23 protein-coding genes are annotated in these 25087 nt (G+C 44.1%); 11 read left to right on the forward strand and 12 right to left on the reverse strand.

The genetic code is table 11. The annotated features are described in order from the left end of the window. Positions 1-32: 32 nt before the first annotated feature. Together BLS28_RS23555 and BLS28_RS23560 are read left to right on the forward strand one after the other, a co-directional pair. The gene (locus tag BLS28_RS23555; protein ID WP_091173258.1) at positions 33-1457 is read left to right on the forward strand and encodes an MMPL family transporter; all 1425 of its coding nucleotides are present in this window, start codon (positions 33-35) and stop codon (positions 1455-1457) included. Beyond that, a complete protein-coding gene (locus tag BLS28_RS23560) occupies positions 1427-2707 on the forward strand; it encodes a cation:proton antiporter (protein ID WP_091173261.1) in 1281 nt (426 codons plus the stop codon). The genes BLS28_RS23555 and BLS28_RS23560 overlap by 31 nt, the downstream gene beginning before the upstream one ends. On the opposite strand, the gene BLS28_RS23565 is transcribed toward BLS28_RS23560, so the two are convergent. From BLS28_RS23565 to BLS28_RS23595, 7 genes are all read right to left on the reverse strand, one after another. Then, positions 2702-3451, reverse strand: coding sequence for an MBL fold metallo-hydrolase (locus tag BLS28_RS23565; protein ID WP_091173266.1), 750 nt, complete (start codon positions 3449-3451; stop codon positions 2702-2704). The genes BLS28_RS23560 and BLS28_RS23565 overlap by 6 nt on opposite strands. Further along, positions 3448-4524, reverse strand: coding sequence for an NAD(P)H-dependent flavin oxidoreductase (locus BLS28_RS23570; protein WP_091173269.1), 1077 nt, complete (start codon positions 4522-4524; stop codon positions 3448-3450). The genes BLS28_RS23565 and BLS28_RS23570 overlap by 4 nt, the downstream gene beginning before the upstream one ends. A gap of 120 nt (positions 4525-4644) precedes the next feature. Next, positions 4645-5022, reverse strand: a complete 378-nt coding sequence (locus BLS28_RS23575; RefSeq protein WP_218134502.1) for a nuclear transport factor 2 family protein — start codon at positions 5020-5022, stop codon at positions 4645-4647. A 72-nt stretch (positions 5023-5094) separates the two neighbouring features. Beyond that, complete coding sequence (locus tag BLS28_RS23580; RefSeq protein WP_091173276.1) at positions 5095-5829, reverse strand: SDR family NAD(P)-dependent oxidoreductase; 735 nt, start codon at positions 5827-5829, stop codon at positions 5095-5097. A 4-nt stretch (positions 5830-5833) separates the two neighbouring features. After that, positions 5834-6052, reverse strand: a complete 219-nt coding sequence (locus BLS28_RS23585) for a tautomerase family protein (protein WP_091173280.1) — start codon at positions 6050-6052, stop codon at positions 5834-5836. 26 nt (positions 6053-6078) lie between these two features. Next, positions 6079-6612 carry a YceI family protein gene (locus BLS28_RS23590; protein WP_091173282.1) on the reverse strand — a complete coding sequence of 178 codons (534 nt, stop codon included), beginning with the start codon at positions 6610-6612 and terminating at the stop codon, positions 6079-6081. A 109-nt stretch (positions 6613-6721) separates the two neighbouring features. Further along, entirely contained in the window at positions 6722-7294 is a 573-nt protein-coding gene (locus BLS28_RS23595) for a Crp/Fnr family transcriptional regulator (protein ID WP_091173285.1), read from the reverse strand. 157 nt (positions 7295-7451) lie between these two features. Here BLS28_RS23595 and BLS28_RS23600 point away from each other — a divergent pair, with 157 nt between their 5' ends. From BLS28_RS23600 to BLS28_RS23610, 3 genes are all read left to right on the forward strand, one after another. Further along, the gene (locus BLS28_RS23600) at positions 7452-7937 is read left to right on the forward strand and encodes a peptide deformylase (protein ID WP_091173288.1); all 486 of its coding nucleotides are present in this window, start codon (positions 7452-7454) and stop codon (positions 7935-7937) included. 44 nt (positions 7938-7981) lie between these two features. Further along, on the forward strand, positions 7982-8365 hold the full coding sequence (locus BLS28_RS23605) for a VOC family protein (protein WP_091173290.1): 384 nt from the start codon (positions 7982-7984) through the stop codon (positions 8363-8365). A 128-nt stretch (positions 8366-8493) separates the two neighbouring features. Further along, positions 8494-9534: a DUF4097 family beta strand repeat-containing protein gene (locus tag BLS28_RS23610; protein WP_091173293.1), complete on the forward strand. Its 1041-nt coding sequence runs from the start codon at positions 8494-8496 to the stop codon at positions 9532-9534. Positions 9535-9598: 64 nt separating this feature from the next. Here the strand turns inward: BLS28_RS23610 and BLS28_RS23615 are convergent, their stop codons facing one another. Further along, positions 9599-10771 carry an MFS transporter gene (locus tag BLS28_RS23615; RefSeq protein WP_091173295.1) on the reverse strand — a complete coding sequence of 391 codons (1173 nt, stop codon included), beginning with the start codon at positions 10769-10771 and terminating at the stop codon, positions 9599-9601. Positions 10772-10957: 186 nt separating this feature from the next. Here BLS28_RS23615 and BLS28_RS23620 point away from each other — a divergent pair, with 186 nt between their 5' ends. From BLS28_RS23620 to BLS28_RS23635, 4 genes are all read left to right on the forward strand, one after another. Next, positions 10958-11578: a hypothetical protein gene (locus BLS28_RS23620; protein ID WP_091173298.1), complete on the forward strand. Its 621-nt coding sequence runs from the start codon at positions 10958-10960 to the stop codon at positions 11576-11578. 333 nt (positions 11579-11911) lie between these two features. Then, positions 11912-14905: a SusC/RagA family TonB-linked outer membrane protein gene (locus tag BLS28_RS23625; RefSeq protein ID WP_091173302.1), complete on the forward strand. Its 2994-nt coding sequence runs from the start codon at positions 11912-11914 to the stop codon at positions 14903-14905. Positions 14906-14926: 21 nt separating this feature from the next. Further along, positions 14927-16543, forward strand: a complete 1617-nt coding sequence (locus BLS28_RS23630) for a RagB/SusD family nutrient uptake outer membrane protein (protein ID WP_091173305.1) — start codon at positions 14927-14929, stop codon at positions 16541-16543. A 78-nt stretch (positions 16544-16621) separates the two neighbouring features. After that, entirely contained in the window at positions 16622-17716 is a 1095-nt protein-coding gene (locus BLS28_RS23635; RefSeq protein WP_091173307.1) for a phosphatidylinositol-specific phospholipase C1-like protein, read from the forward strand. Between the two features lie 74 nt (positions 17717-17790). Here the strand turns inward: BLS28_RS23635 and BLS28_RS23640 are convergent, their stop codons facing one another. Beyond that, the gene (locus tag BLS28_RS23640) at positions 17791-18072 is read right to left on the reverse strand and encodes a DUF4242 domain-containing protein (protein WP_091173310.1); all 282 of its coding nucleotides are present in this window, start codon (positions 18070-18072) and stop codon (positions 17791-17793) included. A 256-nt stretch (positions 18073-18328) separates the two neighbouring features. Next, entirely contained in the window at positions 18329-20185 is a 1857-nt protein-coding gene (locus tag BLS28_RS23645) for a chloride channel protein (RefSeq protein ID WP_091173314.1), read from the reverse strand. Positions 20186-20352: 167 nt separating this feature from the next. Between BLS28_RS23645 and BLS28_RS23650 the strand changes: the two genes are divergently transcribed. Continuing rightward, positions 20353-20586 (forward strand): hypothetical protein, encoded by a 234-nt coding sequence (locus BLS28_RS23650; RefSeq protein ID WP_090533632.1) that lies wholly within the window; start codon positions 20353-20355, stop codon positions 20584-20586. Positions 20587-20635: 49 nt separating this feature from the next. Continuing rightward, positions 20636-21337, forward strand: a complete 702-nt coding sequence (locus BLS28_RS23655; protein WP_091173321.1) for a Crp/Fnr family transcriptional regulator — start codon at positions 20636-20638, stop codon at positions 21335-21337. 25 nt (positions 21338-21362) lie between these two features. Here BLS28_RS23655 and BLS28_RS23660 read toward each other — a convergent pair whose 3' ends face one another. After that, positions 21363-24038 carry a TonB-dependent receptor gene (locus tag BLS28_RS23660; RefSeq protein WP_091173325.1) on the reverse strand — a complete coding sequence of 892 codons (2676 nt, stop codon included), beginning with the start codon at positions 24036-24038 and terminating at the stop codon, positions 21363-21365. Continuing rightward, positions 24035-24961: a GLPGLI family protein gene (locus tag BLS28_RS23665; RefSeq protein ID WP_091173628.1), complete on the reverse strand. Its 927-nt coding sequence runs from the start codon at positions 24959-24961 to the stop codon at positions 24035-24037. Before BLS28_RS23665 ends, BLS28_RS23660 begins: the two co-directional genes overlap by 4 nt. Between the last annotated feature and the right edge of the window lie 126 nt (positions 24962-25087).

The following is a 25087-nucleotide window of genomic DNA, read 5'->3' on the forward strand; positions in this document are numbered from 1 at the left end:
TATTTCAATGCCCGCAAGCCGTTGTTTATACAGTGTTTGCGTTAAGTTTTGTGCTTATCGGTTTTTTTGCTTCGCGGATAAGGTTTGAGGAGGATATTTCCAAAATACTGCCGAAGGATAAAAAGATAGAGAAGCTCAACTATATTTTTCAAAACTCCAAGTTTGTTGATAAGCTGGTGATAATGGTATCGCTTAAAGATTCCACGCAGCAGCAACCCGATAGCCTCATCGCTTTTGCTGATAGCTTTACGGAAATCGTTCAGCAGAAACTTCCCCGTTATGTAAGTAAGATCAATGCAAAGGTTGATGACGGGTTGGTGCTGGCGCTTTTTGGCACTATTAATAAAAAACTGCCCATTTACCTTACCGAGTGCTATTATTTAAATATTGACACACTTATCCGCCCCGATCAGGTAAAAGAAACCCTTGCCCGCGATTTGCGCACACTAACCTCGCCTGCTGGATTGGCGCTGAAAAGCATGATCAGTGCCGACCCGGTTGGCATCTCATACCTCGGTCTAAAAAAATTACAACAGCTGCAATACGACGAAAAATTTGAACTGTATGATAGCTATGTGATGACCAAAGATCACAAAAACCTGTTGCTGTTTATTACGCCAAAATATTCGCCCAATAACACCGGCGAGAACGCGATAATGCTTAAAGGCATCGACCAGGTTATCGATAGTTTACAAACTAAAAGCTTTAAATCAGTTGATTGCAGCTATTTCGGTACCACAGCCGTATCGGTAGGTAACGCCCTGCAATTGCGTAAGGATTCCATGTTTACGCAGGGCATTACGGTGGTTTTCCTGATCGTGTTCCTGGGTTTTTATTTTAGGAAAAAGCGGGCTCCTGTGGTGATACTGGTGCCGGTTTTGTTTGGTGCATTGTTTTCGCTGGCTGTGGTTTACTTTGTAAAAGGCAGTATTTCGGTAATAGCTTTAGGTACGGGTTCGGTGGTGTTGGGGGGCGCGGTTAATTACTCGCTGCATGTGTTTAACCATTACCGGCATACCCGCAGTATTGAGCAGGTAATTCGTGATTTGGCTATGCCGCTTACCGTGGGCAGTTTTACTACTATCGGCGGTTTTTTCTCCCTGGAATTTGTAGAGTCGAAAATGCTGAAAGATCTTGGTCTGTTTGCGGCCTTTAGTTTGATCGGCGCTTCATTTTGCTCGCTGGTGTTCCTGCCGCATTTTATCGCGTCAAAAAAAGAACAAAATCAGCATACAGCGCAGCTTTCGTGGATAGACAGATTATCGGCCTATAACCCCGAGTACAATAAGTTTATTATTTCAACTATTGTCATTCTTACCGTAGTAAGCACGATGAGATGCAGAAATTACAATTCCCTGAAGCGGTACGCAAGCCGGTTAAATTTATCGACCGAAGAAAATAAGCTATTATGTGTTAAATTTGCGGCATGCATAATGCCGATATCCTGGGCCGGTTAACACAACAGCTTGAGCTGCCGTTTAGTAACCCGGTACTTGTTTTTTCGCTGATATTGTTGATCATATTACTTGCTCCAATCATCATGGGCAAGTTCAAAATTCCGGGTATTGTGGGTTTTATTATGGCTGGCATAGCGGTTGGTCCGCATGGGTTAAACCTGCTTACCAAAAATTCGGCGGTTGAGCTGTTCTCTACCATCGGGCTGCTCTATATTATGTTCATTGCCGGCATCGAGCTTGATCTGAACGAGTTTAAGCAGAAGAAACATAAAAGCTTTGTGTTTGGCTTCTTTACTTTCTGCATCCCAATACTCATCGGTTTTCCTGTTTGTTATTATGCGCTCGGTTATTCGTTAATAACATCGGCATTAACGGCCAGTATGTTTGCCACGCATACACTGGTAGCCTATCCCATAGTGAGCAAATATGGCGTCGCAAAAAATGAGGCCGTCGCCATAAGTGTAGGGGGCACCATATTGACCGATACCGCCGTACTGATTTTGCTGCCCGTAATTATGGGCGCTAAGGATGGGGGGCTGGGTTTCGGCTTCTGGCTGCAGCTGATGATTTCGCTTTCGATATTCGCGTTCATCATGTTTGTGCTGATCCCGCCGTTGGCAAACTGGTTTTTTAACCGCTATCGCGATAGTAAAACACTGCCATATGTGTTTGTGCTTTTTATTGTGTTCGTGTCGGCCTTTTTATCCCAGCTGGCAGGAGTTGAACCCATTATAGGGGCCTTTGTGGCGGGGCTTGCTTTAAATAAAGCAGTACAGCAGTCATCAACCCTAATGAGCAGGATCGATTTTGTGGGTAATGCCATATTTATTCCATTCTTCCTGATCAGTGTAGGCATGCTGGTTGATTTGCGTGTGCTGGGCCGCGGACCGCAGGCTACCATTGTGGCAGTAAGCTTAACGCTTGGAGCCTTGCTGGGTAAATGGCTGGCGGCATTATCTACCCAAAAAATATTCAAATATTCGGGCATACAGCGCAACCTCATTTTCGGTTTAAGCAGTGCACATGCCGCGGCTACCCTTGCCATTATTTTAGTGGGATACAAGGCGCAGATTATTGACGACAATATCCTGAACGGCACCATTATATTGATACTGGTTACCTGCGTGGTAGCATCATTTGCTACAGAGCGCGCCGCTAAAAAGGTGGTTGCACCAATTGAAGATCCCGAAATTTATCAGAACCCCAAATTACCAGCCACGAGCGGGAATGATACCAGTAATTGCTTATAAACTTGTTTGTATGCCCGGCTGTAAAATCCTGAGCTGACCGCTAATGCCCAGCGCGTTAAATGATTGCTGCAGCATCTCGCCCGTTTCGGTATAATGCGACCAGCCCTCAAAATGCACTGGAATAATTGTAGCATCAGGAAAGGCAAAAGCGGTATCAATAGCATCATTGGTGCCCATAGTTACATTGAACGGGCCGCGGGGTTTGGCTGCCCCGGCAAATATGAATACATATTGAGGTTTAAATTTTTCTGCAACCTCCTTTACGCCATCATAAAATACGGTATCTCCGGTGATATAGATCTGGAGCCCGGCGATAGTTATAATAAAACCCGTTACATCGCCGGTAAGTTTTTCACTGCCAGCGGGGCCATGCCTTGCAGGTGTACCTGTTATAACCACTTCATCGTTAAGCGCTATGCTTTCCCATGGTGCCAGGCCAAGGGCATTGCCGCCTAATCTTTCGGCTCCTATTTTGGTGGTTAATGTTTTATCAACCTGTTTAAGCAGCTCCCGGCCGGCGTGGTCAAGATTATCGCCGTGCTGGTCATGACTTAGTAAAACCACATCTATTTTACCGATGTCGGTAGTAGCCGGGCCTTCGGTTTTATGGTAGGCAGGCTTATCGTTGATCATGAATTGCTCACCCGCGGGGTCAAGCGTAGGGTCGGTCATGAGCCTTAAGCCGCCGATCTCCAAAATGATGGTTGGTCCACCCAGGTAGGTTACATTAACTTCGTTTTTCATGGGTTCATAATTTTAGTAGTGTCTTCAATTAATGATTGCATCAGCGCGGTGGCATTGGTGTGTTTCAATATTGGTGCTATCTGTCCGCCCCAAAACAAAATCATATCCCATTTTTGTTGGTCAAGCGCCGCTTTTCTCAACGGCGACATAAAAGTTGTTTGCAGGGGAAAGGGTAAAAATCCCGCTTCCTTTCCGGCCAGGTCTTTAGCAACCCTGCTGGTAATACCCCGGCCAAGCCTGCCGGTAAACGCGCGGGATAAGGTAGTATATTTTGCCGCATCCGAAAAAAGCATTTGCCTGTGGATAGGAAGCGCGCCCGATTCCTCACATGCCAAAAACGCTGTACCTATCTGCACGGCATCGGCACCCAGTGTTAAGGCTCCGGCTACCCCCCGGCCATTAGCAATGCCCCCGGCGGCAATAACGGGCACTTTTACTTTCTCCTTAATTAATTGAAGTAACACAAAAGTACCGGTGGTTGATGATTCGGCGGGGGCAAGGAATGATGGCCTGTGGCCGCCGGCTTCAAAGCCTGAAGCTATGATCAGGTCTACCCCGCTTGCCTCCAGCGTTATAGCCTCATCCAGCGTGGTAGCTGCGCCTACGGTAACGATGCCTAACTTACGGCACTGCTCAATCACATAAGCAGGCAACGTGCCAAACATAAAGCTGAATACTTTTGGGCGTAGGTCAAGGATCGCCTGTAACTGGTTTTCGAACCGTAATTTAAAGGGATCGGGCTTGGGCGGCAATGGGATCCCGGCTTCATCAAAATAGGGTTTAAACAATTGTGTTGCATGTTCATACTGCGCATCGGTAGCTGCACCGTCAGGTGCATCGGTTTCCGAAACCCATATGTTAATATTGTACGGTTTATTGGTTGCTGCTTTGATCTGTTTATCTACCGCTGCAATTTCGGGCGCGCTCAGGGTGTAAGCCCCGTAGCCGCCCAGCCCGCCGGCATTTGATACCGCGGCAACCAATTCAACCGACGATAAATTACCGCCAAAAGGCCCCTGCAAAATAGGGTAATCAATACCTAATAGTTCCGTTGCTTTTGTGTTATACCACATGGTTTTAGTATTAAGTGGATAGTACTAATTCTGAAGTCACAAGTCTGATTTTCTTTTTCTGCACTTAGAGCTTACGACTTCTGACTGAAGACCATAGGTCAATTTATCACCGGAACGAAATTAATTCGTATCGCTGATCATTTTATTTACAATGAGCCACTTGCCGTCGAGTTTATGGAACGATAAAAACTCATGATAATTAAAATCGTACATTTTTACCTGTACTTCGGCAACTGCAATTGAATTTACTGCTTTAACAGAAATGATTTTCCCGTCAAATGGTTTGCCCGAATCCTTAGGGCTTACCCTGTTTTTTACCCCATCCAAATAAACATCCAATGTTTTGGCATAAGGCTGTCCTTTTACATCGCCAAAAAGCAGTGTGCCGGTATTCATTACCTGGTTTAACAAATCTAAATTACCTTCATAAATCCCTTTGAAGTAGTAATTTTCAAGCGCCTGTTCAATGGCAGCTTTACTTTGATCGTTAGTTTCCATTTTTATTGATAAATTAAACATTATGCCTGCTGCTAAGCAAGGCATAATGCAATTGATGAAAGAATTTTACACTTAATTTAAATTATGGCCTGCTGCCATGCCACCATCAACATTGATAATGGCCCCGCTGATGAAATTGTTTTTGGCAACGGCGTACACCATTTGGGCTACGTCCTCAACTTCGCCCACCCGGTTCAGCAGGTGTAATCCTGCGCTTTGGTCGGCATCATCACCGTGCATTGGGGTACGGATAGTACCGGGCGCAATAGTGTTTACCCGGATATTATCTTTACCAAACTCGCCAGCCAGTTGTATGGTAAGTGCGTGTATTGCACCTTTTGATGCCATTTGTGCTGTAATGGGAACTCCGCCAAGAGCATGGTTAACCAATGGTGTACCTATATTGATCACCACACCATCGTGCTGTTTAAGCATTTGCGGAATCGCAGCCTGGGTGGTAAAGTAAGTACCTTTAAGGTTGGTGTTTAAAAAACGGTCGAGGTAGGCTTCATCAACTTCAAGAAACGGCCTGGTTTCAAAAATACCGGCGTTGTTGATCAGCACATCTACGCTTCCAAATTTATCAAGGGCTGTTTGGGCCAGGTTTTCTCCTGTGGCTTTATCGCTTACATTTCCGGCAACCATGGCCAGGTTATCACCTGCGCCCAGCTCCTGGTAAACAGCTTCCAGTTTATCGGCAGTTGTTGAGTTGATGACTACGTTATCGCCCTTTTCTAAAAAATAACGGGCTATTTCTTTACCGATACCGGATGATGCTCCGGTAACGATTATTGTTTGCTTTTTCATTTTCTTATTTCTTGTTGGCAGTGATGCCTCTTTCTCTTAATACTGATGTCTGTTCGCCGGCATATCCCCAATCATCCAGCTCAATTTCGCTGATCACTACATGGGTTAAATGCGGGTCTTTGTTCAGGGTATCGGTAATCAAATCGGTTACACCCTTTATCAGGATTTGTTTCTGCTCGCGGGTAACACCTTCGCGGGTCAGTTCAATTTTTACGTATGGCATGGCTTTAGTTTTTAAGCAAAGCTGTTTTAAACAGCTTTTGCGGTTATGTTTACATTCAGGTCAAAATCGTTGTAGATAAGTGTATCGCCCAGGTCTTTAAAAAAGTTTCCGGAACGAAACCTCATACCATATTTGGTACGGTCCACCACAACTTTACCGGTTGCGCTTACCGTATCGGCAGCGCGGTTAACTTGCGCATCAAAACCTACAGCACGGGTAATGCCTTTTATGGTCAGGTCGCCGGTGATCCGATAAGTGTCGTTGCTGCCTTTGTCGATCGCAGTAAACACAAATTGAGCTTCGGGATAATTTTCTGAATTAAAGAAGTCGTCGGAAGCAAGGTGGCCTGCAAACTGGGCGTTGGTAGCCGGGTCAGTTATGTCAAGGATTTTAATAGAGGTGGTGTCGATATCGAATTTACCGCTGGTTAATTGTCCATCTGCAAAAGTTAAAGAGCCTTCTTTTATAGCGATGGTACCATTGTGTGCGCCTGTAACTTTACGACCAATCCAGTCGATGTTACTTTTTGCGCTGATGATTTCAAATTTTTGAGTTTCCATTTTGTTATGTCTTTAATGACAATACAAAGTTGGGGACTAATGGCCTGGAAACTGTGTGACCTACATCACAATTGAAATACCACTTTATTTATGTGATGTACATCACATTTTAAGAATGGTATAAACGGCTCAATGTTTCCCTTGAAACGCCTAAGTATGAGGCTATTAATTGTTTAGGAACCACATTGTACAAAGTAGGGTACTGCGCCAGTAACTCTTCATAACGACGTTTTGCGTTATTATTCATAAATGATAGCAGCCTTTTTTGAGCAGCTACATAGCCCTTGTTGGTACGCCAGCGAAAAAAGTGCTCGCTTGCGTGAATTTCATTGCAAAGCTTTTCGCGGTCCTGGCCGGTGAGGCAAAGTACTTCGGCATCGGTAATACAATCCAGGCTAATTGTAGCACGTTCACCGCTGTAAAGCGCGTTATAATCTGAAGCCCACCAGGTAGGCATGGCAAACTGCAGGATGAACATTTTCATGTCGTCGTTAATAAAAAACGACTTCAGATAGCCCGAAAGTACAAAATACTCACAGTCTACTTTATCACCTTCCCCGATTATAGTTTGCCCTTTTTTAAATGTTTTGTAGGTAAAATGCGAAAAGAAATAATCGAACTGCTCGTCGGTCAGCGAGGCGGTTTTGCTTACGTGCTCTTTTAAAATTTCTTTTGGCTGCATGTGATATAAAATAACTACAAAAAAACTTTATTTGTATAAGAAAGTCAATGTTTAACTTTCCCGCATTTCCGCTTATTTGGGTCTTGAGATAAAGTTAAAGCAATTCATGAGGGATTAATGTGATTCCGGAAGTGATAAATTTACGTTTTACTATGGAATGAAAAAATTGAACGATATTTTGCTGCTTGGCGATGAGCGTCTTTACCAGGTTTGCCCGCCAGTATTACCAGACGAACTGCCACTTGTACGCGGTTGGGTTGAAGATATGCATAATGTAATGCATGAAATAAGGCTGAAATACAACTTCGGCCGGGCTATCGCTGCCCCCCAATTGGGCATTATGAAACGCCTCGTTTACATGAATATTGACAAGCCTGTAGTTTTCATTAACCCCGAAATACAGGACGCCAGCGATGAACTTTTTGAACTTTGGGACGATTGCATGAGCTTTCCTAACCTGCTGGTAAACGTTAAAAGGCATAAAACCATCACGGTAAATTACCTCGACGAAAACTGGCAGCAACAGCAGTGGGTAATGATGGATGCCCTGTCTGAACTGATGCAGCACGAGCATGATCATTTAAATGGTATTTTATGTACTATGCGGGCTATCGACAGCATGTCATTTAAATGGCGGCTGTAGTAAGTTTTTTTAACTGTTGATGTATTCATCTTATTTTTCTGCTTATGAAGCAATTTATAACACACATTACATTGGTGGTTAATGACTATGACGAAGCAATTCAATTCTATGTAGAAAAATTGAATTTCGACCTGGTCGAAGACACACCGATCAATGAAAATAAAAGATGGGTTTTGGTAAGGCCCAGGGGGGCATTTGAGTGTAGCTTGCTGTTAGCAAAGGCCGTAGGTGATGAACAAAAAAGTCGGATAGGACAGCAAACGGGTGGCCGCGTATTTCTTTTTTTAAGGACCGATGATTTTTGGCGCGATTACCGTGCGATGCAGGATAAAAACATCATCTTCGTTCGTGAACCCCGGGCGGAACCATACGGCACGGTTGCCGTTTTTAAAGATCCCTTTGGTAATTTATGGGATTTGCTTGGTTGAGCCCAAAGCTGCCAAAATCCGGTCACCAAAGCTTCTTATAATACGGCTGTTAAATAAAAAATTAAAAACGCCTGTAACGTATAGGGGTAAAGTGTGGTCATAGCTGTATTACCAATAAAACCCCATTTATGAAAAACTATATTTTACTTCTTCTGCTTGCCGGGCAAACCGCGGTGGCAGCAGCGCAAGATGGCGACAGCCGTTCGTTATATCTTACCAAATCATTGGCTAACGATGCCATTACCAGCGCCGTGGTACGTACATCGGCCGGAGGTATTGTAGTTAGCGGGCAGGCCGGCCAAGCTCCGCGGGTGGAAGTTTATATTAAAGGCAACAACGGTAATGATCTTTCAAAGGAAGAGATCAAAAAACGCCTTGACAAGGATTATACACTTGATATATCTGTTAGCGGGCATGAAGTTAGGGCCATTGCCAAAAGCAAGCGTCAAAACTTTTTTAACTGGAGAAGCTCATTGAGCATCTCGTTTCGCATTTATGTACCGCAGCAATGCGCAACCGACCTGGAAACCAGCGGCGGCGGTATTGGTCTTGATAATTTAAAAGGCAACGAAAAATTTAGCACCAGCGGCGGCGGTTTAACTATCGACAGGCTTTACGGTACCATCCGCGGTAACACCTCGGGCGGCGGCATTCATGTTTCCAATTCGGGCGATGATATTTCGCTTGAAACCAGCGGAGGCGGTATTGAGGCTAAAAACTGTAACGGCAGGATCAGGCTTGAAACCAGTGGCGGTGGTATAACTTTAGAAAATTTAAAGGGTAATATTAACGCCGAAACCAGTGGTGGCGGTGTTAATGGAAATAATATCAGCGGCGAGCTCATCACCAGTACTTCCGGCGGGAGCATTGATCTTAAACGCATGGCAGGGAGTATTAGCGCGCAAACCAGCGGCGGCGGTCTGTACGCCCAAATGCTAAAAGTTGGCAAATATCTTAAACTGGAATCAAGCGCCGGCAATGTTGATATCGAACTTCCGCAAAACCAGGGCTATGACCTCGATCTGCGAGGTGAAGGTGTTTCTCCATCATCGGTTGCCAAATTTAACGGGCAATGGGAAAAAGAACGGGTTAGCGGCAAATACAATGGCGGCGGCATTCCGGTTAACGCAGAGGCATCTGGAGGGAGTGTTAATATAAAATTCAGGTAAGCATTTAATAATTAAGCAATAAAAAGAAAAGCTCCGGGTTTGTGATCCGGAGCTTTTCTTTTTTCTATCCCTTGTTGGTGTTCCGCCCGTTTATCAATGCCATTAATCCCCAAACCGGCCCTATGGCCAGTAGCATATAAATATATCGCGCGTTTTCGGCCGTTCGTAAAGCCGCGATCAGTTGAATACTTATAATAGTAATGGCAAAGCCTATGCAATTAACAATAGTTAACGCGGTACCTTTTAATTGCTGATCGGCATTTTGCGCAACCAGAGTCGAAAATAACGGCGAATCGGCGATTGCAGTCGTACTCCAAACCAATAAAAACCCGATCATTGCCCATGCCGAACCTGCAAACAAAAATAGCGGCGATACCAAACAGCAGGTACACGAAATTGTTAATGCCAGTACCGCCACATTTTTTACACCCTTGTATTTAGATATAATGCCGCTGCCCGCACAGGCCAGCGCCCCAGCCCCAATAATCAGAAACGATAACAACGGAACATTTAAATCGGCAGCTATGAACCTGGCGTTGTAAGTTGTTAACATTACCGGCACAAAAGCCCAAAAAGCATAAAGCTCCCACATATGACCAAAGTAGCCGAAGGCAGCAGCCCTGAACTGTCGGTTGCCAAAACTTTGTATAAACGCGGCCGGGTTCAGCGCCCGTGTGGGTTTTCTTTCCGCACCATCCGGTACAAGCAATACCATAGCACATCCACCCAAAGCGGCTAATGCCGAAGTTGACAAAATAACATAGCGCCATGGCAATGCCCCCATTAAACTTTTTAGCAGGTGCGGAAATGATGTGCCTAATACCAAAGCCCCAACCAAAAATCCCAACGCTTTGCCTAATCCCTGCGGATAATGATCTGAGGCTATTTTCATGCCTACCGGATAAATCCCGGCCAGGAAAAAACCTGTGGAATATCTTAGTATCAGTATTGTAGCAGCACCTGTACCCGACAGGCACGCCAATGCGTTGATAAAAGCGGCAATAAGAGCGCAGATAAAAAACACCCGCACCGGCGAAAATCTGTCGGCAATACTAAGAATAGCAAAAACGAGAGTGCCGGTAATAAATCCAAGCTGAACCGCGCTTGTTAAGTAAGCCAGATAAGACGGTTCAAGCTGCAATTGTTTGGCCATATCGCTCATAACAGCATTGCCTGCAAACCACAATGAAGTGCAAAAAAACTGGGAGAGTACGATTACCGGGAGGATACGTTTCATTTGGTTTTGAAGAACTAAAGCGGTGCAATAATAATTATAAACTGTACGCTAAAAAAATAGTACCGCTTTTACCTTGCGTATCCCGTTCAGGAAACGCCACCTGCATTTTTAATTCCCGTTATGTTGCCTTTATAAAAATATGTATCTTGAGTTTCAAAACTAAACCTAACCCTGTCATCATTACCAATGGATAAGCAACAAATTATTGAGCAGATAAAATGGATGATTGCCGATGGTAATTCGGATCATGAGATTGAGGCCCTGCTGGTTGGAGAAGGCCTTGCCCGGGCCGAAGCAAAGCGTACTCTTGCTATAATCAAACATGAATTGTTTCCAGACGAATACCCTGAATTTATTGAGCCCGATAAACGTCGGAATTATTGGTGGCCTGTTTTATTAACCCTTGCTGCTATCTTTACGCTGGGTATTTTGTACTACCATCATCAGCATGAATTAAACACAGCCGAAAGAGAAATAACCCCCGCCGATATGATCCTGCTTATGAAAGCAGGGCCGGGCGTTTATACTACCGAACTCAATAAAATCAACAGCGGATGGGTTTTTGACCAGGATAAAGACAGATGGGAAAATAAGAAACGAAAAACAGCCCTCGCCATCAGGATGGAACAACTCCTGTACATGTGTCCTGTGTTGCACGATCATTCATTCCAGGACTATCTTGAAAGTCATGACTTCAGAGACATAATTTATGGAAAACCCGGAAGCAAGATTTACCAAAACAACGAGTTTATGTTTACTATTCAAACCAATGGAGCCTACACAATGATCTCGCTGGCCAACCGGTAAATTGCGCCATTGCTTCTAAACGTATCTTTTTTGATCGATTTTAAAAAAGTCAAATTTTTTAGCAGGCGCTTCATAACACCCTTTTTACAAAACGCCAAAATTTAAACCTTGTTAACCCCCGGTTAACAAAGTCTGCTTGTTTGTCAATAGCAAAAAGCTGAAAACCAGCTAAAAGCAGCGTAAATAAGAAAAACAATATTGATTTTAATTAATAGATAAGTTAACCCTATATTTATTTCCTGATAATAAAACAACCGTTGCTTTGCACCAATTATCGCCCTACTATCTCAACTTGGGCATCTATTAAAACAGGGTTTGTCATTAATTAAAACTATGAAAAAAAACTACAGATTTATTTTAAGGCTCTTTTTTGAAAAAAGTAAAACGATTTGTCTTTTCCTGCTGATGTTTATAGCCTCGTCAGCGGTTTTTGCACAGGACGGCACCATAAAAGGTACCGTTACCGATGAAAGTAATCTTCCTTTACCCGGTGTAGTGGTAACCGTAAAAAGTTCGGGAAGATCAACTTCAACCAACGCTAACGGTGGCTATACCGTAAAAACAAGCGGCGCCGGCGATGTCCTTAAATTTACCTTTTTAGGCTCGGTACCAAAGGAGGTTACTATTGGCGAAAAGAACACGGTGAATGTTACTATGGTTACCGATACCAAACAACTTAAAGATGTTGTAGTTATCGGTTATGGTACCGCAAGCCGCAAGGATGTAACAGGCGCTATTACTTCGGTTAAAGCCGAAGATTTTAATGCCGGTGTATTAACCACTCCTGCCGAACTATTGCAGGGTAAGGTAGCCGGTTTAAATATTACCAAAAGTGGTGACCCTAACAAACAGCCTGCTACCATTTTAAGGGGGCCCTCAACTTTACGTGAAGGTGCAGCTCAGCAACCTTTTTATGTAATTGATGGGGTGCCGGGTGCTTCTATCGATCTTTTGGCCCCCGCCGATATCGAAAGCATCGACGTGCTGAAAGACGCATCGTCGACAGCTATTTACGGTTCACGTGCTGCCAACGGTGTAATCATTGTTACTACCCGCAGGGCCAAAGCCGGTCAAACAAGGTTAACTTACAGTGCTTATGGCGCCGTTGAGAACGTGTCAAAAAACATTGATGTACTTACCGGCGACGAGCTGCGTAAATATTTAACAGACAACGGTGTGCCTAAATTAAGCGCTGCTGATGACGATGGTTCAAATACCAATTGGCAAAAACTGGCCGAGCGTACGGGTTATTCACAAAACCATAATCTTTCATATGGCGGCGCCGGCACCAATTCGGAGTATGGTGCAAGCGTAAACTACATGAAAAACAATGGTATATTGAGAAATACCAGCCTGGAACGTACTATTTATAAAGGTTATATCAACCAGCGGTTTTTTAATGATCGTTTAAAATTGGGTATCACACTTACCAACAGTGCTACCAAAAACAACGATATCTTCCAAAGCCAGGTGTTATCGGGTATTTTATTCTACCTGCCAACGGTTAGTCCTTTTAACCCGGATGGTACCTATAAAGAAAACTATACCCGTACAGGTAGCGGTCCTTTGAACCCGTTATCATTAATAAATAACAACTTTACCAAAACAGAGAACAACAAAACATTGATCAATGGTTTTGCCTCTGTTGACATCCTGAAAGGTTTAAAATTTACCATATCGGGATCAACCCAAAAAGAACAGAATAACGTTAATACCTATTCTACCAGCCAATCTGGTATCTATGTTAATCAAAATGGAGTGGCCGTACGCAGTGCTTACACCAATACCAGCAACGTAGTTGAGGCTTATTTTAACTACGATCGCGTATTCGGTAAGCATTCATTGAAATTGTTAGGTGGTTACTCTTATCAGCAAGACCGTAATAACGATGGTTTTGGTGTGCAAACACAAAACTTTTCAAATGATGCTTTAACATACAACTACCTGGCGCTGTCAAACCCAACGCAGCTTTCGCAAATTGTGTTCAACCCTAACTATATTTCTACGTTGAGGTTCGTATCGTTCTATGCCCGTGGCCAGTATGAGTTTTCGGATAAATACTTGTTACAGGCTTCGTTAAGGGAAGACGGTTCATCGGCATTTGGTATTAACCAGCGCCATGGTTACTTCCCGGCGGCTTCTGCGGGTTGGAAAATCATTAACGAAGATTTCATGAAATCGGTTCCGGTTATCAGCGACCTGAAATTAAGGGCTGGTTACGGTGTATCTGGTAACAGCTTAGGTTTTGATGCCTTTACTGCAAGGTTAATTTACGGTGTGCCGCCGGGCGGCGGTAAATTCCTGAGCAATGGTAACATTATTAATCCCATTGGCCCAGTACGTAATGATAACCCTGATTTGAAATGGGAAAGTACTGCTACCACCAACATCGGTTTGGACTTTGGTTTGTTCAACAACCGCTTAACCGGCTCGGTAGATTATTATATCAAAAAAACATCCGACCTGATCTATACCTACCCGGTATCAACCACGCTTTACTTCTATCCGTTTTACACTGCTAACGTAGGTAAAATCAAAAACAGCGGTATCGAGGTTGTTTTAAATGCGGTACCTGTAAAATCACAAGCTTTTACATGGCGTACTTCATTCAACGTTTCGCATAATAAAAACGTTGTACAAAGCTTATCGAACAGCCAGTTCGGTCTTAACTTTATACAAACCGCGCAGTTAGGCGGTAAAGGCCAGTCGGGCAATTATAGTCAGATCATACAACCTGGTTATGCTATCGGCACATTTGACCTGTGGCACTATATGGGTAAAAACGCCAATGGTGTAAGTACCTATCAAAAAGCCGACGGATCGGTAATAGCAACCCAGCCTTTAACTTCTGATCAGTTTATTAAATATGATGCGCAGCCTAAATTGGTTTACGGTTGGAGCAACAGTTTCTTTTATAAAGGCTTCGACTTAAACTTCCTGGTGCGTGGTGTTTATGGTAACAAGATCCTTAACGCCACCCTTGCTTCATTGAATAACCCTGCGGATTCAAAACTGCAGAACATCCCAAGGTTTACCTTGGGCGAATCATTTAAGGATGTCAATGCCTACCTGATCTCTGACCGTTTCCTTGAAAGCGGCTCATACCTGCGTTTGGATAACGCTACTTTGGGTTATACCGTCAAGCCACACATCCAGGCCATAAAAAGCCTGCGTTTTTATGCATCGGGCAATAATATTTTTATCATCACCAAATACCGTGGTGTTGATCCCGAAGTTAATATCGGCGGCTTAACCCCGGGTATCGATAACCGCGATTTCTATCCTAAAACACGCACGTTCAGCTTAGGTATAACCGCATCATTCTAAAAAACCTCAGAAAGACAAAAGATGAAAAAGATTTTTTTTATATGTGCCGCTATTGCTGTGATCATGAGCACATATTCATGTACAAAATTAGATGTACCTGTTGAATCACAATATGTAAAGTCAAATTTCCCTGTTACTGATGCCGATTATACGGCATTACTGGGTACTATTTATTCAAACCTGTCGTCAAGTTACGCAGTACCATACTGGCGCATGCAGGATATGTCAACCGATGAGGCTATCCTGCCTGCCCGAGATGGCAACTTTGACGATGGGGGGCAGTACCGTCAGTTGCACTACCACACCTGGACCTTTGATCACCCTAACGTCATAGGCGTATGGCAATGGGGCTTTGGCGGTATCAATACCTGTAATCGTATTATCAGCGTTATAAATAACTCACCATCGTCAGCAACAAAAAAAGCGTCGTCAACTGCCGAGGTTAAAGCAATGCGTGCCTTGTACCTGTATTTTATGATGGATTTGTATGGAAACGTTCCTATCATCACCGACTTCCCTGTGACTACGCAACCTACCAATCAGCCACGCGCTAAAGTGTATGAGTTTATTGAAAGCGAATTAAAATCCGTTTTACCGTTATTACCCGCAAAAAGCAGCAACGGCCCAACAAACGTAGCACAATACGGCCGTCCAACAAAGGGTATGGTGTTTGCCTTGCTCGCAAAAATGTACCTAAACTCGGGTGTATACACGGGTACCACCCGTTACCAGGAAACCGTTGCCATGTGCGATAGCGTGCAGGCCAACACCAATTATTTCCTGGATGCAAAATACCGCGATATATTTTTGCCAACCAACGGCGCTCAAGTCAATGAAACTATTTTCGCCGTTCCTTATGATCAGCAAATTCCGGGCAACCAGTTTACCCGTTTTGGTTTCTTTTATTACCTGGCGCAAGCATACGGCTTTAACGTAGGCTTAAGTATTGCCATGAGCACCACACCTGAGTTCTATAACCGCTTTAACATTCCCGGCGATGACCGTACCAAAACATGGCTTGCGGGACCGCAATATTATCCTGATGGCAATGGCGGCTTCACCAATCAACCTGTCTATTACCCGGCTCCGAATGCAATCAAACAAATTAACATTATCCCAACACTAACCCTTACCGGCTTAAAACCAATGGATTTGGGTAATGATGTGACAACCTCGCAATCGGAAGGTGTACGTTCAATTAAATACTATCCTGATGTTAACATCATCCAGGCTACCCGTTTAAACAGTAACGATGTACCGGTATTCCGTTTGGCCGATATTTACCTGATGAAAGCTGAAGCTATTTTACGCGGTGCGGCTCCAACAACCATCAATGGCGATGCCCAAACTCCGCTTACTTTGGTAAACAAACTACGCAGCCGTGCCCACGCGGAGCTTGCTACATCAATTGATTTGGATGGTTTGCTGGATGAGCGCGCGCGTGAGCTTTCATGGGAAGCATGGCGCCGTAATGACCTGATCCGTTATGGCTTATTCGAGAAAGAGTATCCACTACCGGTTATGGGCGGCAAAACGGACGACCTGAAAATGAACACCGATCCAACCCGTAGGTTATATCCGATTCCATCAACCGAATTAAAAACCAACCCTAACCTGAAACAGAACCCGGGCTATTAATTAGTAACATTTTTTATACAAGCGCAAAAGGCCTGCCTTTTGCGCTTGTTTTGTTAAACCAATAATATATTTACCAAAATGAAACTTACAGGCGGATTAATTGGGGGCATTATTCTTTCAGCATCTGCGCTATTGAGCAATCCAGGCGACCAGAAAATGAACCATTTCCAGGTAATAGGCTCGCACAATAGCTATAAACAAGCCATCAACCCTAAGCTGTTCCGTTTTTTGCAACAGCGCGATTCGGTTGGTATGAGCAAGATCGATTATGAGCACATCAGTCTTACCGACCAGCTTAATTTAGGTTTAAACGCTTTGGAAATAGACGTTTACGCCGATACCAAAGGTGGCAAGTATGCCCACCCTAAAGGGCTGGATTGGGTACCGGGCCAGCCTGCTTTTGATACCCGGGGCGTAATGAAGGAGCCGGGTTTTAAAGTATTCCACATTGAGGATATTGACTTCCGCAGCAATTGCGCAACTTTTAAGCTTTGCCTGCAGGAGTTGAAGAAATGGAGTGATGAACATCCTGATCATAATCCCATTTACATTACCATGAATGCTAAAGACGAGCCGTCAAAAAAACCAGGGTTCACTGTTCCGGAAAAATTTACAGCTAAAACCTTTGACAATCTGGATAAAGAAATTTTAGACTATCTGGGCAAACAATATTTAATTACCCCCGATGATGTGCGCGGCACATACAAAACCCTTGAAGCCGCTGTATTGCACAACAACTGGCCAACGCTTAAAGCGGCCAAAGGGAAGTTCATTTTTATTCTTGATGAAAAAGGCGAAAAAAGAGCTGCCTATATCGCAGGTCACCCATCGTTAAAAGGCCGTGTATTGTTTGCCGATGCATTGCCGGGCACACCTGAAGCCGCCATTCACATTATGAATGATGCTAAAAAGGACCTGGCAGCCATTCAAAAACTGGTTAAGAAAGGTTACATTATCCGTACCCGTGCCGACTCGGATACAGAAGAAGCCCGCGCAAATGATATGAGCTCGTTTATAGCAGCCCAAAAATCAGGTGCACAGATCATCAGTACCGATTATTATAAAAAAAGTACCCATTTTAAATCTGATTATGTGATCAGTTTTGCAGGCGGCAATTATTTTAAACCCGATCCGCTGTTTAAAACCAACGCTTCTGTTTCGGTGGGTAACTAAAACACATCACTATAAAATAATAGAGGCCGGTATTAAAACTACGGGCCTCTTTTTGTTACCAGCCGGCATTGATATTAAACTGTGGCGGTGCTTGTTGTTGGATCAATGATGGCTTTAACTTCGGCAATACTGGTTACCGGGAAGCCGCCTTTCATGGCATGTTCGCGAATAACATCTTCACTTTCGGCAATGTGGATGCAATAGATCTTATCAGCCGTAACAAACGACTGAATCCAATGGTATGGCTTTCCCAATTCATTTACAACCGAACACGATGCCTGTGAAATAGCCTGTAATTCCTCGGCCGATAGGTTACCAGCGCCGGGCAGCTCCCTTTCAATTACAAATTTTTTCATAAAATATGATTTAATAAAGGTTAAATATTACTTTCAACAGCAACGCTAAATCAACAGGTGTAATTGGCAGAAATGGAAAATAAAATGCTGATAAATAAGTAGCAACATTTTATAAATCAAAGCTATAGAATAAATAAGCAATAACCCAGCTTCGGCGTATTTAATTTTTACGAGGTAGGAGTGTTCAGAAAAAAAGAAACCCCGCGTGATCTTACATCACGCGGGGTTCCTTTTTTAATTCAAACGCCTTTTATTTTTAAGATTTAGCCTTGCTGCGGCCACGGGCAGCGATTTTAAGCCTACGCCGTTTAAGGGAGATCTGTGTGTTTTGCTTCCTGTTTTCGGCAACGTACTGATAGTAGGTGTTCAAGATCTCTTTATAGGAGATTTGCCCGGCTATGGTATTTCCGGTGGCAATAACGGGAAGCACCTCTACCGATTCTTCGGCCATAATCTCCACAACGCGTTTCAGCGGATCATTGCTTTTCACGGCCTGTTTACTTGCCCTGGTTATATTACTTATGGCGAGTTCGGCAGAAATACTATGGTTATAAATGTCGGTCAGGCTAACCATGCCTGCATAGCTTCCATCATTATTAATCACTATAAAAAAACTTTGGGTAATATTATTTCCGGTAAGCCAGGCCCTGGTTTCGGCTATGGTACTATTGCTTTTTAAGGTTTCACCAACTTCATTATTAACGTCGGCAACAGTTAATACCTGTAACAAATCAGGTTCGTATGAATCAGGGGTGTATACCCCACGGCGGGCAATTTTTTCGGTCATGATGGTATTTTCCATCAGGAAGAATGAAACCAGGTATGATGCTGTACAGGCACCAAGCAAAGGCAGTAATGCGTGCGATTGCATGGTAGCCTCCAGCGCGAAGGTGATACTGGTTAAATAAGCCCTTGAAGCGCCTGCAAACATAGCGGCCATACCAATAAGCGCAGCTATTGGAACACTTATGCCCGCATCAGGAAATACCAGGTGTACCAGTGTGCCAAAAGCCGCACCAGCCGCACCGCCAATGGTTAACAAGGGAGCAAGCGTACCGCCCGAAGTGCCGCTGCCCAGGGCTATAGCCCATGAAAGAAATTTGAATAAACACAAACGCACAATTAGCATCAATGATAATGTGCCCGAAAGAATAGTAATAATATTATCATATCCTACGCCGAGGGTGTGCGGCGCAAAATAACCTATCAGGCCTACCGCCAGGCCACCAATTGCAGGCCACCACATCCAGTGGATAGGCAGTTTTTCAAAGCTATCTTCAATAAAATAAACTATTTTGGTAAGCCCCAATGATATAAAGCCAATGACCAGGCCAATGATGCTGTAAATAGCCAGGGCGGTATTTGAAGGTGTATCTACATCAGGCATCGGGAATACAGGCCCAGCTTCAAATAACAGATGGTGCCCGGCCGCTCCGGTGATACAAGCTAATGCCACCGGTAATATGGCCCTGGGCGAAAACTCGAACAGCAACAGCTCAATAGCTAAAAACACCGCTGCTATGGGTGTGCCAAATATGGCCGACATACCCGCTGTTGCTCCTGCTGCCAAAATAATTTTACGCTCGTTGGGCGATATTTTGAATAACTGACCAAAGGTTGAACCAAGTGCCCCGCCTGTTGCAATAATAGGTCCCTCGGCGCCAAATGGCCCGCCGGTACCTATGGCTATGGCCGATGATACGGGTTTCAGAAAAGTTATAATCGGTTTTATTTTGCTTTTATTTACCAGGATCTGCTCCATTGCCTCAGGTATGCCATGCCCCCTGATCGCCTTGGAGCCATACAGGGCCATAATGCCTACTATAATGCCGCCTATAGCCGGTATAACAATTACCCATAAACCCAAATGGTTATTGGCCGGGCTGTGAAAGCCGGCATCCAGCGTTCCGTAAAATGAGATATTGGTAACGATATTAATAAGATAGATAAGGCCTTTGGCTATTACGCTGATAAGGCCGGCAATAAGTATACAAAGTGCCGATATAAAGATCAGCCTTGTTTTCATTTGCCTGGTGCCTTTTAAGCCGGATTTAAAATTATAAAGATCATTTAGTGAAGGTGAAACCGGGATGGCGTTCTGTTTTGTTTCCATGTTTTGATTAGTCCCGTTCCGTTTTAGGGGACTGTGCTATTTTTCTTGCAAAGGTAATACTTAAAGCAGCATAAATAAATTTTATTTTCAATTTTATATTGCATATGCAATGTTTTTATTTAACATTTGCTAAGTTTTTAATAAAAATCATTGCACAAACAATAGTTATGAAAATTACCAGTATTATTCTTTCTGTTTTAGGTGCCGCAAGCATCATTGCCGGATTGTTGCTATTCAGGAACCTGAATACCGTTAACCCTTTCGATTCCCATCCATGGAGCATTAACATCAATGGCATCCGCTCATTTCCATGGCCTGTTTTTGGCGGTGCGGTATTGTTAAGTTTGGGAGTTATTTTTAACATGGCTACCTGGGAACAGCCAAAAGGCCGCCGCTTTTAATAAATTAGCATGTTTTTATAACAGCACCGGCTTAAATACACATCAATAAATGGCGAAAAACAAAGATAAATGCGATTTGGGGACTTGCTTTTTATGTACACACTGCCTGCCCGACTGGATCCCGGCAATCAGCGCCGCCAGGAAAAATATCATTGTAAAAAAGGGGCAGCAGATCTTTAAAGAAGGTGATCCCGTTACCGGCATTTACTTTGTTTATTCAGGCACGGTAAAGGTTCATAAAAAGTGGGATAAGGAAAAAGAGCTTATTCTCCGGTTTGCCCGCGAAGGCGATATTGTTGGGCATCTTGGTTTAGGCAGTACTGAGTTTTACCCGGTTTCGGCCACAGCCATTAAGGCAGGTATAATTTGCTATATCGAAATGCCCTTTTTTGAAAGTACACTGCAGGTTAACAATAACTTTGTTATTAAGCTGATGCGCTTCTTTGCCAACGAATTGCAGGAATCGGAAAAACGGATGCGCAACCTGGCACACATGCCGGTTAAAGGCCGCGTAGCCCAGGCTTTTATTTCGCTTAAAAACAAATTCGGCCTAAATGAACAGGGCTTTATCAATATTGAACTTACCCGGCAGGATCTGGCCTCATTTACAGGCGCAGCTTATGAATCACTCTTTCGCACCATTAATGATTTTATCGATGAGGAGATCATCGAAATATCGGGCAAAAGCATCCGCATAAAAAATGAAGCCACATTGCTGAAACTGACGGAAGAGGAGCAGCAGGCCGGATAGGTTGCCTGAAAAAACCTGACACCACTCAAATATGAAACATTATTTTGAGCAATATAATCCTTCCCGGCAAGGTGTACGAACTGGCGGTTAATGTATTGGCCGATAAATAAAGCGTGTTATAAGTTTTTACGTTCAGAAAATTAGCGGCACTCAGCTCCAGGTCGGTTTTCCATTTTTCGACCCTGAATTTTGCCGAGGCATCTGCAAAAAAGTATTTGAGTTCAGGATTGCCTTGCTGACGGGTAAAGTAATGCTCGCCTGATAATTTGAACTGCAAATTGGTTACAGGGTTATAATTGATCGAGGCTTGCTGAAGCAACTGGTTAATATGATAAGCCGATGCCTCCACAGCCGAATGACTTTGGATTTGGGTAAATATAACTTTATAGCTAAAATTTACCTGCTCATTCACTTTGGTATCTGCACCGGCATTGATGGTTCTGGAAATGGTATTGAAAGGCAGCAGCACGTTATTCTGGATCTGCACCGACTTATTACTTTGCCATTGTATCCCTCCGCTGAAAGTGGTTTTTAAAGCAAAGGAATATTTGCTGACGGTGCCGTTCACCGTCCATGAATCGGTACTGTTGCGGTATGGCAGCACTACACGCTGCCGCAGGGTGTTGGTAATTACTTCTGAAGCGATATTATTGGAAACGATATGGTTATAAACAATGTTCAGGCTGGCGAACAAAAGGGTGAGCGCCTTGCGGTAGTTAAACCCAAGGGCCACAAGTTGGTTCTGCCGTTCGGTAAGGCCGGCATTATTGGCATAAAGTGTCCGGTAGTCCTTCAGGATATAGCCCTGGTACATATCTTCTATGGTACCCGCCTCACTGCGGTAGCTGTAAAGCAAATTCAGGTAGTTCTCCATCCCGGTTTGATATTTTACTTTTAGCTGCGGATTGAAATATAACCTGGTTAAACCCTTACGCAGGGCATACAGGCCATCCGAATAATTGATCTGCTGCAGACTTAACGGCAAGGTGAGGTTCACTTTGAGGATACTGCCTGGCAGATCGTAGGCTGCTTCCGTGTATAGTTTTTTTCTTGTCCAGTTTAAATGGTTGATGGAACTGTCTGATTGCAGGTTGATGGTATTATTAGTCTGTACAACGTTTAGATCTGAGTTTAACTTTTGTGATTGAACACTGAACCCTGTTCTGAAACTTTGCGTGATAAGGTTCGACGGTATTTTGAAAGAAATATAGTTATTGGTATACCACGCAGGTACATTCACATTTTGCACCAACTGCGCATAAGGGACATCATTGTTAAAAATTGGATTGTTATAGTCCGGCCCAATTGTCCTGCTCTCGGGCTCAGTCGAATGACTGATATAGGAGTAAGCCTGGATAATGTTGTTTGATCTTAAGGATTTGATCAGGTTAAATTCATTAGAAAAATTCAGCGCGTTATCTTTAAATACCTGGTTTACCATGCCGCCGTTTGTATTCAGGTCTGAGTAATTGGTGGACCGGTTGTTATCCATCAGCAACACATCGTTCAGGTAATATTTATCCTGGTTAATGTTCAGCGTAAACTGGGTATGCAATATGTGGGGGCGGAAGCGGTTACGTTGAGTTTCATTATAGCGTACCGTATCGCCGGGTAAAAAGATGGTGGTGTGCTGGCTGTAGTCCTGCCGCCGGGTATCGCGCAAATAGTAAGCATTGATCTTCATCTGCACATTCTTTTTAAAATTGACCAGGTTATTGAGATTGAGGATCCCCGGGCGATTGAACAGATACCGGTTACGTGATAAAGCCGGGTCATTCACCGAACCAAGCGATAACATGGTGGCCGGCACATCGTTATCGATCCGCTGCATATTATCGGCAAAATTGTGCGATACCAGGTCCTGCTGCAGGTCGTTACCTGTGTTATTGCCTTTAAGGTAATTAATGGCTTTGTACTTATCCTTAAACATCATGGCGTTCAAATCTACATCATAATTGCCCGGCAAGCCCGCGCCGATGCTCTCTTGCCCCACCATCTGCAATTTAGCGCCTTTTTTGAAGCTGAGGTTGAGCGCCACATCATCGCTCATTACTTTATTTTGGAGCACTTTAACGGGCTGGTGGTTCTGGATCACCTGCACCTGGTCTACCACCCCTTGGGGAATGGTAGTGGTAGCGATATTATATTTATCGTCCAGCAGGTTATCACCACCGATGTACAGGTTGGAGATCGGCTTATTGTTATAGCTGATCCTGCCATCAGCGGCAACCGTTATACCCGGCAGTTTTTTGATCACATCGCCAATAACCCTGTCCTGCACACTGCTGAAATCAGATACTTTATAGCTTAGGGTATCACCGTTTGTCCGCAACACCGGCCGGCTGCTTTTAATCACTACGGCCTGTAATTGGTTGATGGAAACAGATAAAGTGAAATCAACGGGAGCTTGCAAATCCGTAATGACCCTGCTCTCATTTTTATAGCCTATACAACGCACCTCGACCAGCAGGCCGCTCACGGGTGTATCTGCCGGGGCCGGCAAAATGTAGGCGCCTCTGGTATCGGTAATGGTATAGTTTATAATGTTATTAGTGGCCGCGTTTTTGAGGTTAATGGTGGCATAAGGCACCGGTTTCCCGGTGCTGTCTTTCACTGTGCCCTTAATACTTTGACCAAAGCCGTGAGCCGAAAACAGTAACCCTATAACCAGCAACCATACTGACTTTATAATCCGGCTCATTTCTTTTCAGGCAATTCTATCGGGTTATTGATCACCGGCTGCGGCCCGATCCTGATATCGATTTTTGGGGCTGGCCTGCCCTGACTTGCCGCCTGTGCAGCCACCATTGACTGGGCAAAGGCATTAGGGTCTTTACGCATGGCCTCCTGCAATTTGGAAAACTCCTTTTCGGTAGTTTTAATGGCATTGGTGGGGAGCTGGATGATATTTGGATCGCCAACCTGGTCGTCCATGCCTATCATCACGGCCATCCGTCCCTGGTTATCCGGGGCCGGGCCGGTTGGCTGATCACCCTTTTGGGGAGATATGACCGCTTTTTCAATCCCGTCAAACTTAAAATAAACTTCTTTTTTGGTATCATAAGCCTCTACAATCACCCCTGGTAGTCCATTGAGTTTCCAGGGGCCTATATGCAGCGGCAGATCAGGACTGAACCAGGCCGTATAATCCCTTCCCTTGAAATGGCCTGTTGCTTTTTGGCAATGCAAGCCTCCAAACGTTGCTGTATCTCCGCTTATTTTCCACTCGATGGCGGGCAGGGCATCTGTTATGAGATAGCTATTGAACAGCAGCGGTTCTTTCCTTGCCAGTTTTTTAACGTTTGGGAACTGGTAATAGTCTGTACCCGAGCCCGATGATCTCCGCTGGATGTTTACATGTCCGTCGGGTGAGTTGGCTACCTGTTCCTGTACCTGCTTTTTAAATAGCGCATCCTGCAGCTGCTTGTCATAACTTTTATAAACCCCGGCATTTTTTCCTACAATCAAAACCATGTTCTCGGTGTAGGGGTGTTCCCGGTTGGTAGTATCCCTGATGTGGGAAAACTTGTAGTGTACCAGCACTTGTGCGGTATCCGGTTTTTGTGCCCGGGCCATAATGGTGCATGATAAAAGGGCTGTGCACAATAAAAATCGCTTTTTCATAATTTGGATATTTTTAAGCAATAGTACTTTGCCCTTTAAATCCACCAAAAACTTTGGTATGAACAGCGTCATCATTTCTGCATAGAATGGATATTTGTTATTTGAGCTTCTGCCGAAAACAAATTT

Source organism: Mucilaginibacter gossypii (assembly GCF_900100945.1).
Taxonomy (GTDB): domain Bacteria; phylum Bacteroidota; class Bacteroidia; order Sphingobacteriales; family Sphingobacteriaceae; genus Mucilaginibacter; species Mucilaginibacter gossypii.